This window comes from uncultured Aliivibrio sp. (assembly GCF_946479765.1).
In the GTDB taxonomy this organism is placed as follows: Bacteria; Pseudomonadota; Gammaproteobacteria; order Enterobacterales; family Vibrionaceae; genus Aliivibrio.
The window spans coordinates 1-12,361 of the sequence record NZ_CAMLHO010000036.1; the positions used below are offsets into that span (position 1 = coordinate 1).

The 12,361-nt window shown below is 39.2% G+C and carries 10 protein-coding genes and 1 tRNA gene; 9 read left to right on the forward strand and 2 right to left on the reverse strand.

Annotated features, from left to right (window positions below; genetic code table 11):
* The first annotated feature begins 119 nt into the window (after window positions 1–119).
* The 9 genes from Q1K78_RS13035 (at window position 120) to luxS (ending at window position 10,048) form a co-directional block, all read left to right on the forward strand.
* Window positions 120–196: transfer RNA gene (locus Q1K78_RS13035), tRNA-Arg, on the forward strand.
* 329 nt (window positions 197–525) lie between these two features.
* Window positions 526–777, forward strand: coding sequence for an oxaloacetate decarboxylase subunit gamma (locus Q1K78_RS13040; RefSeq protein ID WP_300179477.1), 252 nt, complete (start codon window positions 526–528; stop codon window positions 775–777).
* Window positions 778–814: 37 nt separating this feature from the next.
* A complete protein-coding gene (gene oadA, locus Q1K78_RS13045; protein WP_300179480.1) occupies window positions 815–2,599 on the forward strand; it encodes a sodium-extruding oxaloacetate decarboxylase subunit alpha in 1,785 nt (594 codons plus the stop codon).
* Between the two features lie 12 nt (window positions 2,600–2,611).
* Window positions 2,612–3,742, forward strand: coding sequence for a sodium ion-translocating decarboxylase subunit beta (locus Q1K78_RS13050; protein ID WP_300179483.1), 1,131 nt, complete (start codon window positions 2,612–2,614; stop codon window positions 3,740–3,742).
* Window positions 3,743–3,837: 95 nt separating this feature from the next.
* Complete coding sequence (locus tag Q1K78_RS13055) at window positions 3,838–4,269, forward strand: YqaA family protein (RefSeq protein WP_300179486.1); 432 nt, start codon at window positions 3,838–3,840, stop codon at window positions 4,267–4,269.
* Between the two features lie 8 nt (window positions 4,270–4,277).
* The gene (locus Q1K78_RS13060) at window positions 4,278–7,130 is read left to right on the forward strand and encodes a pitrilysin family protein (protein ID WP_300179489.1); all 2,853 of its coding nucleotides are present in this window, start codon (window positions 4,278–4,280) and stop codon (window positions 7,128–7,130) included.
* Window positions 7,131–7,266: 136 nt separating this feature from the next.
* On the forward strand, window positions 7,267–8,832 hold the full coding sequence (gene gshA / locus Q1K78_RS13065; protein ID WP_300179492.1) for a glutamate--cysteine ligase: 1,566 nt from the start codon (window positions 7,267–7,269) through the stop codon (window positions 8,830–8,832).
* Window positions 8,833–8,899: 67 nt separating this feature from the next.
* Complete coding sequence (locus Q1K78_RS13070; RefSeq protein ID WP_300179495.1) at window positions 8,900–9,499, forward strand: hypothetical protein; 600 nt, start codon at window positions 8,900–8,902, stop codon at window positions 9,497–9,499.
* Between the two features lie 30 nt (window positions 9,500–9,529).
* A complete protein-coding gene (gene luxS / locus Q1K78_RS13075; RefSeq protein ID WP_300179498.1) occupies window positions 9,530–10,048 on the forward strand; it encodes an S-ribosylhomocysteine lyase in 519 nt (172 codons plus the stop codon).
* Between the two features lie 61 nt (window positions 10,049–10,109).
* Here luxS and Q1K78_RS13080 read toward each other — a convergent pair whose 3' ends face one another.
* Both Q1K78_RS13080 and Q1K78_RS13085 read right to left on the reverse strand, forming a co-directional pair.
* Window positions 10,110–11,384: a CNNM domain-containing protein gene (locus tag Q1K78_RS13080; protein WP_300179501.1), complete on the reverse strand. Its 1,275-nt coding sequence runs from the start codon at window positions 11,382–11,384 to the stop codon at window positions 10,110–10,112.
* Between the two features lie 99 nt (window positions 11,385–11,483).
* The gene (locus tag Q1K78_RS13085; protein WP_300179504.1) at window positions 11,484–12,278 is read right to left on the reverse strand and encodes an inner membrane protein YpjD; all 795 of its coding nucleotides are present in this window, start codon (window positions 12,276–12,278) and stop codon (window positions 11,484–11,486) included.
* Window positions 12,279–12,361: the final 83 nt, after the last annotated feature.

Genomic DNA, 12,361 nt, shown 5'->3' on the forward strand with positions numbered 1-12,361 from the left:
GTACTTGGCTACGAACCAGGCGGTCGGAGGTTCGAATCCTTCCTGGCGCACCATTATTTACTACCGTAACAATTTATCTAGAGGATAAATTGGTGCGGAAGACAATCAGAATTTATTGTGCGCTAGTAGCTCAGCTGGATAGAGTACTTGGCTACGAACCAGGCGGTCGGAGGTTCGAATCCTTCCTGGCGCACCATTCTTTAAGAGAACCCGATCTTTATGGTCGGGTTTTTTTATGCCTATAATAAATTGAGTTAATCAATTGCTGTTATTATTAAATAGATTGAATTATAGGTTATTGTTAGGTAATTTGATTGTAATCAGTTTATTACCGAGTGATTAGTGGCAGTGTATGGATACATTTCGCCATAAAACGCTTTTGGGAATAAATTATGATTGTTTCGCATTTGACAAATTGACTGATGTCGAGATAATCACTCTTTCTTTTTAGAATAAAAGAATGCAACTTGTTAGTAAATTACATACTAAATTTACATTGTCACTATCATCAAAAAGGAATAAAAGATGACAGACATTGGAAGTCTATTAGAGGAAGCTGCAACGTTAATGCTAACAGGCATGGGCGTCGTATTTGTATTCCTTACCATCCTAGTCTACCTCGTTCAACTTATGTCTAAGCTACTGCCAGTGGAGTTACCTCCTAAGCAGGCATTAGCAATTCAAAAAGTTCAAAATCCCGATCAAACAACAGTTCAGCCTCAAATTATTGCTGCGATCTCTGCTGCGGTTAAATTACACCGTCAAAAGAATCAATAAACTGTTTTAGGAAAATTATTACAAGGAGTTTGTAAGTATGTCTAAACCACTTTCTATCACTGATGTGGTACTTCGTGACGCCCATCAATCATTGTTTGCTACACGTATGCGTGTCGAGGATATGCTGCCAATCGCTGAACAGCTTGATAAAATCGGCTATTGGTCACTAGAAACTTGGGGTGGAGCAACGTTTGATGCTTGTATCCGCTACCTAGGTGAAGATCCGTGGGAACGTTTACGTTTACTGAAAAAAGCGATGCCAAACACACCAATGCAAATGCTATTACGTGGTCAAAACCTATTAGGTTATCGTCACTACGCTGATGATGTGGTTGAAAAGTTTGTTGAACGAGCGCACGCAAATGGTATGGACGTTTTCCGTATTTTTGATGCAATGAATGATGTTAGAAACTTTCAAACAGCAGTAAAAGCAACGATAGATGTTGGTGCTCATGCACAAGGCACACTTTCTTATACAACCAGTCCAGTACATAATTCTGATACATGGGTTGATCTTGCAAAACGTCTTGAAGATCTCGGTTGCCACTCTTTATGTATCAAAGACATGTCAGGTTTACTTAAACCTTATGAAGCTGAAGAGTTGATCACACGCATTAAAGCATCGTGTGATGTACCTCTTGCACTGCATAGTCATGCGACCACGGGTTTATCAACAGCCACAGCATTAAAAGCCGTAGAAGCGGGTATTGATATTTTAGATACTGCAATTTCCTCCATGAGTCAGACCTACGGTCATACACCAACAGAAACAGTAGTGGCAATGCTAGAAGGGACGGATCGCGATACTAATCTTAACCTTGAGCAATTAGAACCGATTGCAACGTATTTCCGTGAAGTTCGTAAAAAATATGCGAAATTTGAAGGACAAATGAAAGGGGTGGATTCTCGTATTCTTATTGCTCAAGTACCTGGTGGCATGTTAACAAATATGGAAAGCCAGCTTAAAGAGCAAGGTGCCGCAGATAAGATGGATGAAGTGTTGCTGGAGATCCCAAAAGTTCGTAAAGATCTTGGTTATATTCCACTGGTGACACCAACCTCTCAAATTGTAGGTACACAGGCGGTTATCAATATTCTTACTGGTGAGCGCTACAAGAGTATTACAAAAGAAACGGCGGGTGTATTAAAGGGTGAGTATGGCGCGGCACCAGCTGAGGTTAATGCTGAGCTGCAAGCTCGTGTGTTAGATGGCGCAGAAGCCATTACTTGTCGTCCGGCTGATCTATTGAAAGCTGAGCTTCATACATTAACTGACGAATTGCTTGCTAAAGCGAAAGAAGACAATATTGAATTAGCAGAACAGAAAATTGATGATGTTCTTACTTATGCACTATTCCCACAAGTTGGTTTGAAATTTCTAAATAACCGTAATAACCCAGACGCGTTTGAACCTGCGCCAGGTACGGAAAAAGAGACAGAAACAAGCATTAAAGCGGCACCAGCAAAAGGTGGTATTGAAGCGTATAGCGTGAAAGTTGATGGTCAAGTTTATAATGTTGAAGTTGGTCCTCAAGGGGTTATTTCTTCGGTGTCTCCAGTATCAGCTCAAGCTGCTTCTGTTCAATCAGCACAACTGTCAGCGGTTGATGCTGAGTCAGTTGATGCGCCATTAGCGGGGAATATTTTTAAAGTATTAGTGCAGCCGGGTGCTGAAGTGGCAGAAGGAGATGTGCTACTTATTCTTGAAGCGATGAAAATGGAAACTGAAATTAGAGCTTCACGTAATGGTACAGTACAAGATATTTTAACTAAGGAAGGCGATGCGGTAGCAGTTGGTACACCACTGCTTTCTCTAGCCTAGGGTAAATTAAACATGGATGGTTTATTAATACTGTGGAATGAAACGTCACTAGCTAATTTTAAGTTTGAACAACTTGTTATGATTTTAGTTGGGTGTGGACTTTTGTTCTTAGCAATTCGTAAGGGTTTTGAGCCGTTATTGCTATTACCTATAGGTTTTGGTGCTGTACTCGCTAATATCCCAAACGCTGGGTTCACAGAGCCTGGTGGGTTGTTGTATTACGTTTATTACGTAGGAATAGAGACGGGAATATTCCCGCTACTGATATTTATGGGCGTAGGGGCGATGACTGATTTTGGTGCGCTTATTGCAAATCCAAAAACGTTATGGTTGGGGGCAGCAGCTCAAGTTGGTATTTTTGCAACGCTGTTTGGTGCTATCTTACTTAACTATGTTCCGGGAATGGAGTTTTCGTTAGCGGATGCTTCCTCAATAGCTATTATTGGTGGTGCAGATGGCCCAACGGCTATTTTCTTAGCCAGCCAATTATCACCTGATTTATTAGGGGCCATAGCCGTTGCCGCTTATAGTTACATGGCATTAGTTCCTATTATTCAGCCACCAATAATGAAGGCATTAACTACGCCAGAAGAGCGTCAAATTAAGATGGCTCAATTACGCCATGTAAGTAAAGCAGAAAAGATTATTTTCCCACTTGCTGTTTTACTGATGACTATTTTGTTTTTACCTTCAGCAACGCCATTGGTTGGTATGTTCTGTTTAGGTAATTTAATGAAAGAATCAGGTGTTGTTGATCGCTTATCTAATACCGCTCAAAATGAATTGATTAATGTTGTGACTATCTTCTTAGGGTTAGGTGTTGGTTCAAAACTAAAAGCTGAAACCTTTTTGAATGTCGAAACCTTAGGTATCTTATTATTAGGTGCGGTGGCCTTTAGCGTTGGTACTGCTGGTGGTGTATTAATGGCTAAAGTCTTGAACAAGTATTCAAAAGAAGACATTAACCCACTTATCGGTGCAGCAGGTGTATCTGCGGTACCAATGGCAGCACGAGTCGTTAATAAAGTGGGGCTTGAAGCGAATCCTCAAAACTTTTTATTAATGCATGCGATGGGCCCAAATGTGGCTGGAGTACTTGGTTCGGCAGTAGCTGCGGGTATTCTCTTAGCTCTTGTTGGGTAGTTCCAAATAAAACTTAACAAAAAAAGGGTGCTGATGCGCCCTTTTTTATTTTATGCTTATTGCTATATTAGATAGATTAATGGAATTTAGGCATCATGTTTGATTGGTTTAATGCAGAGTCGGCATTATGGGTATTATTTAGTTCCGGTTTTTTGAGTGCCACGTTACTTCCTGGGGCTTCAGAGGCAAGTTTAATTGCGACACTAAAACTAGACAGTTTCTCTATATGGACGGTTATTGCCGTAGCAACACTTGGAAATACTTTAGGAGGTATGACAAACTATTGGATTGGTTTGTTACTTCCGGATAAAACTTCTTCACAGAAGCATGGTCATAAAGCCATTAAATGGATAAAAAAATACGGTTATTGGACATTATTGTTCAGCTGGTTACCTGTGATAGGTGACCCTCTTTGTCTCGCTGCTGGTTGGCTACGAATGAGGTTCTGGCCATGTGCGATTTTAATTGGGATAGGAAAGGCTGCACGATACCTTCTGTTATCGCTCGCAGTAAACGGAATTTTATAGGAATTAAAATGAAAAAATTATTAGCTCTTTCGATAGTACTGGCTCTAGCAGGTTGCAGTAACTCTGAATTTGAGGCGCCAAAAACCTCTGACTTACCACAAGGTGTTACGTTAGTTGAACAAGTACTGCCAAAGGAAGGCAGCACGGTAATTCCTTATCAGAAATACACATTAGAAAATGGCTTAACCGTTATTCTGAGCCCTGATCATTCCGATCCATTAGTTCACGTTGATGTCACTTATCATGTGGGCTCTGCACGTGAAGAGATTGGAAAATCTGGCTTTGCACATTTCTTTGAGCATATGATGTTCCAAGGTTCTGAAAATGTGGGTGACCAACAACACTTTAAAATTATCACAGAAGCGGGTGGTACTTTAAATGGTACGACTAACCGTGATAGAACCAATTATTTTGAAACCGTTCCTGCTAATCAATTAGAGAAAATGCTGTGGTTAGAGTCTGATCGTATGGGCTTTTTAATTGATGCCGTCTCTCAAAAGAAATTTGAAATTCAGCGTAGTACGGTTAAGAACGAACGTGGTCAAAATTATGATAATCGCCCTTATGGATTAATTTATGAACGTATGGGCGAGGCTTTATTTCCAAAAGATCATCCTTATTCGTGGCAAACTATCGGTTATGTTGAAGATTTAGATCGTGTAGATGTCAATGACTTAAAAGCCTTCTTCTTACGTTGGTATGGGCCAAATAATGCGGTTATTACCATTGGTGGCGATCTCGACAGTAAGCAAACTTTAGAGTGGGTAAATAAATATTTCGGTTCAATCCCTCGTGGTCCTGAAGTTGAAAATGCACCGAAGCAACCCGTTACTTTAACTGAAGATCGTTTTATTACCTTAGAAGACAGAATTCAGCAACCAATGGTAATGATCGGTTGGCCGACAACCTATCGTGGCGAAGAAACAGAAGCGAATCTTGATATGTTAGCCACCCTGCTTGGTGATGGTAAAACGAGTTTACTTTATCAAGAGCTAGTTAAAACTGGCAAGGTTGTTGATGCGGGAGCGTTCCATGATTGCGCAGAGCTATCTTGTACTATGTACGTTTATGCAATGACTGATTCTGGTGATAATAATGGGTTAGCAGCCGCTTACAATGAAGTAATGGATGTTTTAGGTAAGTTTGAGACAGAAGGCGTATCACAAGAAGATCTTACTGAAGTACAAGGCAGCGCAGAAGCGGGCGCTATATTTAGTTTGCAATCGGTATCAGGGAAAGTTTCTCAGCTTGCTTCAAATGAAACCTTCTATGGCGAACCTAATCAGTTAGAAAAACAGCTAGCAGAGCTAAAAGCAGTAACGCCTGAAAAAGTATCGCAAGCCTTTGATACGTATATTGCAAATAAATATAAGGTGACATTAAGTGTTGTGCCAAAAGGAAAGACGCAACTTCAAGTTGAAAAACCAAATTTTATAACGCCTAAACGAGATCTACCTGAATACCAAAAAATAGATGAAAATGATTTAGAGGTACGTAAAGCGGTAGATAATTTTGAACGTACTGTAATGCCTCAACCATCAAAGGGTGTGACGGCTAAAACGCCAGATATTTATCGTGCAAAATTAAGCAACGATATTGAAATATTAGGTACTGAAGCTATTGAAACACCAACGATTCAATTACAAATAGCGATCCCCGCAGGTAACCGATATGTGTCGCAAGGAAAAGAAGGGTTAGCAGAGCTGACTGCCGCAATGATGGAAGAGGGGACACAAAACCAAACGGCAGAAGAGATCCAAAAGCAACTTGATAAATTAGGTAGCTCAATCTCATTCAATACAGGAAGTTATACAACAACGATTTCAATTGCATCGTTAACTAAAAATATTGATCAGACACTCGCGATAGTGAATGAAATGCTTTTTGAGCCGGCTTTTAAAGACGTTGATTTTAAACGATTACAGAAACAAGCAGTAGAGGGATTGGTTTATGCTCACCAGAAACCATCTTGGTTAGCTTCTCAAGCGACTCGTGAAGTCCTATTTAAAGGCACCGTTTTTGCTCGTTCATCAGACGGTACACTCGCATCTATTGAGGGGTTAACCATCGACGACATTAAACAATTTTATAAAGAAAACTATACACCAGTAGGAACTCAAGTTGTTTCTGTTGGGGATATTAGTAAGTCTGATTTAGTATCGAAACTGTCTTTCTTAGCGAATTGGAAAGGTGAAGCTCCGCAGCTACTTGCACCGCAGAAGCTACCGGTATTAAGTCAGCAAAAAATTTATATTGTTGATAAACCAAATGCGCCTCAGAGTATCATCCGTCTAGTGAGACAAGGCATGAGATTTGATGCCACAGGAGAGTTATATCAAACTCAGTTAGCGAACTTTAATTTAGCGGGTAACTTTAATAGCCGAATTAATCAAAACCTTCGTGAAGATAAGGGGTATACCTATGGAGCGGGTGGCTATTTAATGGGAAATAAAGAGGTCGGTACGTCGACTTTTTACGCTCAAGTTCGTGCAGATGTTACCTTAGAATCAATTAAAGAATTTCTTTCTGAGATGAAGAAGTTTCAAACCGATGGCATAACGATGGATGAATTAAACTTCATGCGTTTGGCCGTTGGTCAACAAGATGCATTGAAATATGAAACACCAAGTCAAAAAGCGAGTTTACTCGGTAAGATTTTAACGTATTCTTTAGATGAAGATTTTATTGATGAACAAAATGAATTGGTAGCGACATTAGGTCGTAGTGAACTCAATATTTTAGCTAAAAAATGGTTTGATCCAACGCAATACCAAATTATTGTTGTCGGTGATGAGAAATCATTAATGCCAAAGCTAAAAACACTCGGTTTACCAATTGAAGTGATTACTCCGAAAAAGTAATTATTATTTAAAAGGCGGCGATATCAAACCGATATTGCCGTTTTTTTCATATCCAAGTCTCATTAAAGTTTGATAGTATCTCAGGATATAAATCAACATTGTAATGTTGAACTTACCTCAATAGCGAGATTGTATTTTGACCGAATTCATTAACCGATTACAGAAAGTCGCTTCCAATCCACAGGCATTTAAAAAAATAGGCCGAGGAATTGAAAGAGAGACCCTAAGATTTACTTTAGGCGCATCACTTTCTACGAAGCCGCATCCAGTAGGTGTTGGTTCAGCGTTAACTCATAAATACATAACGACGGACTTTGCTGAGTCTCTGTTAGAGTTTATTACACCAGTATCTCATGATGTGGATACAGTAATACAACAGTTAGAAGATGTGCATCATTATACTGTTTCCCACATGGGTGAAGAAAAACTGTGGCCATTGTCGATGCCGTGTTTTGTTACTCATGACGATGATATTACGCTTGCGCAATATGGTTCATCCAATGTAGGTCAGCTTAAAACTACGTATCGCGAAGGCCTAAAACGTCGTTACGGTAGTGTAATGCAAGTGATTTCGGGTGTGCATTTTAACTTCTCATTCTCAACAGAGTTTTGGCATGAACTGTTTGGTGAACAATCAGAGAGCGAAAGAAAAGAATCAGTGTCAGATGCGTATTTTGGTCTTATTCGAAATTACTATCGTTTTGGTTGGTTAATTCCATACTTCTTTGGAGCATCTCCTGCGTTATGCAGTTCATTTATCCAAGGTCGTGAAACGGCAATGGAATTTGAATCGTTAGGTAAAACGTTATATTTACCTTATGCGACATCGTTACGTTTAAGTGATCTGGGTTATACCAATGATGCTCAAAGTGATTTGAAAATTAGCCTAAACAGTGTGAATGAATATGTTGATGGTTTAAATAAAGCGATTCGAACGCCGTCAGAAGATTTTGCTAAAATAGGCTTAAAAGAAGGTGATAAGCATATTCAATTGAATGCCAATGTACTTCAAATTGAAAATGAATTGTATGCGCCAATTCGTCCTAAGCGTGTGGCTAAAAACGGTGAAAGACCTTCTGAATCACTTGAAAGAGATGGTGTTGAATACATTGAAGTTCGCTCATTAGATGTCAATCCATTTAGTTCGGTAGGCGTTGATAAAGACCAAGTTCGCTTCTTAGATCTATTTCTAACTTGGACGGCGCTAACGGATTCAGCATCAATGAATGACAGTGAAATGGCATGCTGGAAAGATAATTGGAATAAAATTATTGAGCAGGGTCGAAAACCGGGTTTAGAGTTACAAATTGGTTGTCAAGGTGAACGATTAACGCAAAAAGCATGGGCTGAACGCGTCTTCGATGATTTACTTGTTATTGCTAAAAAGATGGATGAGGTAAACGGCGATGATGAATATCAGCAAACTCACCAGCGTTTAACTGCGATGATAAATGATCCAGAATTAACGATTTCAGGGCGTTTACTTGCAGAGACGAAAAAAGGGGGTGGTATTGGTAAGGTTGGTTGTGAATTAGCGGTTCAACATCGTGAAACTCATCTTAATCACCAATATAACTTCTATACAAAAGAAGAGTTAGATGCTGAAGTTGAGCGTTCTATTCTCGCTCAGAAAGAGATTGAAGCAAGCGACACACAATCATTTTCTGATTATTTAGACGATTATTTTAGCTATTTGAAATAACGCAGGTTAAGAATCATAAAGCACTGTTATTTTATAGGTAGCAGTGCTTTTTTATTGAGTGAATATAATGAATTACAAGTTTCCAATGTCAGCATTCTTCTTATTGATGCTATCAGGGTGTGCGACAGCACCGCCAACCAAGCAAGACAACCTGTGCGAGATCTTTCGTGAAAAAAGTGGTTGGTATGATGATGCTAAAGATATGACGGAGGAGTACGGTACGCCAATAAATGTGGCAATGGCGATCATGAAGCAAGAAAGTAGTTTCCGATCGGATGTTCGTCCACCAAGGACTAAGCTATTAGGTTTTATTCCATGGAGTCGACCAAGTTCTGCTTATGGTTATGCTCAGGCACAAGATCCTGTGTGGGGAGAATACGAAGAGGCGACTGGTGGTGGATCTCGCAGTAGTTTTGATGATGCGATACTATTTATAGGTTGGTATACTGATGGGACGCAAAAGCAATTAGGGATTTCCAAATGGGACCCTTATAATCAATATCTTGCTTATCATGAAGGTCGGGGTGGCTATAAGCGCAAAAGCTATCAAAGCAAACCACAATTGATTAAGATAGCTCGTAAGGTTGAATCTCAAGCTAAAACATACGGCTGGCAATTAAAGCAATGTAAAGCTGAGCTTGAACGACAAAGTAGTTGGTGGTGGTAAGCCATCATTCATAAATTAAAGGATTATAATATGCCATTATTAGATAGTTTCACTGTAGATCATACTCGTATGGAAGCACCTGCGGTTCGTGTTGCAAAAACAATGCAAACGCCAAAAGGGGATACGATCACAGTATTTGATTTGCGCTTTACTGCACCAAATAAAGATATTTTATCTGAAAAAGGCATTCATACATTAGAGCATTTGTACGCAGGCTTTATGCGTAATCATCTAAATGGTTCAGAAGTAGAGATCATTGATATCTCGCCAATGGGTTGTCGTACTGGTTTTTACATGAGTTTAATTGGCACACCAGTCGAACAAACTGTGGCTAACGCTTGGATTGCATCGATGGAAGATGTACTGAAGGTTGAAGCTCAGAATAAGATCCCTGAATTGAATGAATATCAATGTGGTACTTATGAAATGCATTCATTAGAAGAAGCAAAAGCCATTGCTACTGCTATCTTGGCATCTGGGATCAGAGTAAATAAAAATGATGAGCTAGCGCTACCAGATTCAATGTTAAAAGAGTTATCTGTTGATTAATTCTGTTTCTATATAATATAAAAAAGCCCGTATTAACTAATACGGGCTTTTTTATAAGGCGCTATTTTGTTTTTTCTGGACTAGGAAATACGTTAACTAAATTAATTTTATTTTCCTCAACGGCAATGATTTTCATATTGTGCTGTCCTATTTTAAAGCTAATTTCAGTGCCTGGTATCTCTTCTAAATGTTCGAGTATTAATCCATTTAATGTTCTTGGCCCATCGGTAGGTAAATTCCACTTTAAACCTTTGTTGATATCTCGGATATTAGCACTTCCTTCAATCATAAAGCTGCCATCAGGTTGAGGTGTGATTTCTTCAGCTAAACTCGGTGCCATTGATGTAGTAAATTCACCCACAATCTCTTCTAAAATATCTTCAAGTGTAATTAAACCTTGAATGTCACCATACTCATCGACAACCAGCCCAATGCGTTCTTTATTACGCTGAAACTTAAGTAATTGAGTATTTAGCGGTGTTGCTTCTGGAATGAAGTAAATTTCATCCGCTGCGCGTAATAATGTTTCTTTTGTCATTTCTTTTTTTTCAAGCATTAAACGGTATGACTCACGTAAGCGTAACATGCCCACGACTTCATCAATTTGGTCACGGTACAGTACGATGCGGCCATGAGGGGAATGGGCTAATTGGCGTGATATGGACTTCCAATCATCATTAATATCGATACCGGTGATGTCACTGCGAGGGACCATGATGTCATTCACGGTAACATGTTCTAAATCTAGAATAGAAATGAGCATTTCTTGGTGACGGAGAGGGATAAGTCCACCAGCTTCATGTACTACCGTTCTCAGTTCTTCAGAGCTTAAGTTGTCTTTAGTATCATGGTTCGTACCAAGGCCAAGGATTTTTAGGAAACCATTGGTAATTAAGTTGACGAAGATAACTAATGGAGAAAGAAGTTTCATTAATACATTAAGTACAATACTGCTGCTATAAGAAACACGCTCAGGATACATTGCGGCTAGCGTTTTTGGGGTGACTTCTGCAAAAACAAGGATGACAAGAGTTAAAATACCAGTGGCAATTGCTACGCCATAATCACCATAAAGACGCATGCCAAGGATAGTTGCAATCGCAGAGGCTAGGATATTGACTAGATTATTACCGATAAGAATTAAGCCAATGAGACGGTCAGGACGACTTAGTAATTTTTCAACACGTTTCGCACCTTTGTGGCCTTGATTAGCGAGGTGCTTTAGGCGATAACGGTTTAACGACATCATGCCCGTTTCTGAGCTTGAGAAGTAACCTGAGATAACAATAAGTATAGCTAATAGAGTAAATAGGGCGCCGGTTGATATGTCGTCCAAGTGTATTGATCCTCAATGTTAAAAAATGGTATAGCGAATTTACTAATACTAACGATAAAAATGCAAATCTAATCGTAAAAAATGAGCAGGTTATCGTTGTTAGCTTAAGATGATTTCTTGAACAAAACGACTACCAAAATAAGCAAGAGTTAATAAAAATGCACCAGTCAGACTAAACCACAATGCTTTTTGCCCACGCCAACCTTGACGATAATGGCCCCAACTTAATATGGCATAAACAATCCAAGCTAAGAATGACAGTACGGCTTTATGCGTCTTCCCTTGAGCAAGCATATCTTGAATGAATGTGAGTCCGGTCAACAATGTGAGAGTTAATAGTCCTAAACCAATAAGAATGATCTTGAAAAGTTGGCGTTCTACCATCATTAATGGAGGGAGATTTGGGTTAATAGTTAATGATTTCTTACTTTTTAATTTATGGTCAAGCCAAGCAAGTTGTAGAGCGTAAAGAGTGGCAATTATTAACGTTGAGTATGCAAATAATGCGAATGAAATATGGATAAGCAGGCTTGGGTGTGTTTCTAAATGAGTAATAAAAGCACCAGGTAAGAAGGTTGCTGCTAGTAAGTTGATCGCGGAGAAACTGTAAACAACAGGTAGAATAAACCAGACTCTAAATTTGAGCATTGATGCGCTCATTGTAAGAGAAATAATAAAGCTAATAAGGGACGCGACATTTAAAATACTTAGATTTTGCCCCGAGCTATTTAAGATCAATTCCTTTAATTGCCAAGCGTGCAAAAGCAATGCAAGCGATGCGCAAATAAATACGACATTGGCTTGAATTTTATTTTGATTTGCTAAGCCAGGAATAACAAAAGCTAACGCAAGAAAGTAAAAAAGTGCTGCACTGATTGCTATAATGGTATCCATAATTCACTGATCATCTAGTTTATCAACAATTTGATTATACCCTTTAGAGGTCAATCTCGGTAGGTGTGATTCAGTTAGTATAA

What these genes read in the sequence shown, in the direction of transcription:
- oadA (WP_300179480.1), top strand. Translation starts at nt 815, where the DNA reads ATGTCTAAACCACTTTCTATCACTGATGTGGTACTTCGTGACGCCCAT.
- Q1K78_RS13040 (WP_300179477.1), top strand. Translation starts at nt 526, where the DNA reads ATGACAGACATTGGAAGTCTATTAGAGGAAGCTGCAACGTTAATGCTA.
- luxS (WP_300179498.1), top strand. Translation starts at nt 9,530, where the DNA reads ATGCCATTATTAGATAGTTTCACTGTAGATCATACTCGTATGGAAGCA.
- Q1K78_RS13060 (WP_300179489.1), top strand. Translation starts at nt 4,278, where the DNA reads ATGAAAAAATTATTAGCTCTTTCGATAGTACTGGCTCTAGCAGGTTGC.
- Q1K78_RS13085 (WP_300179504.1), bottom strand. Translation starts at nt 12,278, where the DNA reads ATGGATACCATTATAGCAATCAGTGCAGCACTTTTTTACTTTCTTGCG.
- Q1K78_RS13070 (WP_300179495.1), top strand. Translation starts at nt 8,900, where the DNA reads ATGAATTACAAGTTTCCAATGTCAGCATTCTTCTTATTGATGCTATCA.
- Q1K78_RS13055 (WP_300179486.1), top strand. Translation starts at nt 3,838, where the DNA reads ATGTTTGATTGGTTTAATGCAGAGTCGGCATTATGGGTATTATTTAGT.
- Q1K78_RS13050 (WP_300179483.1), top strand. Translation starts at nt 2,612, where the DNA reads ATGGATGGTTTATTAATACTGTGGAATGAAACGTCACTAGCTAATTTT.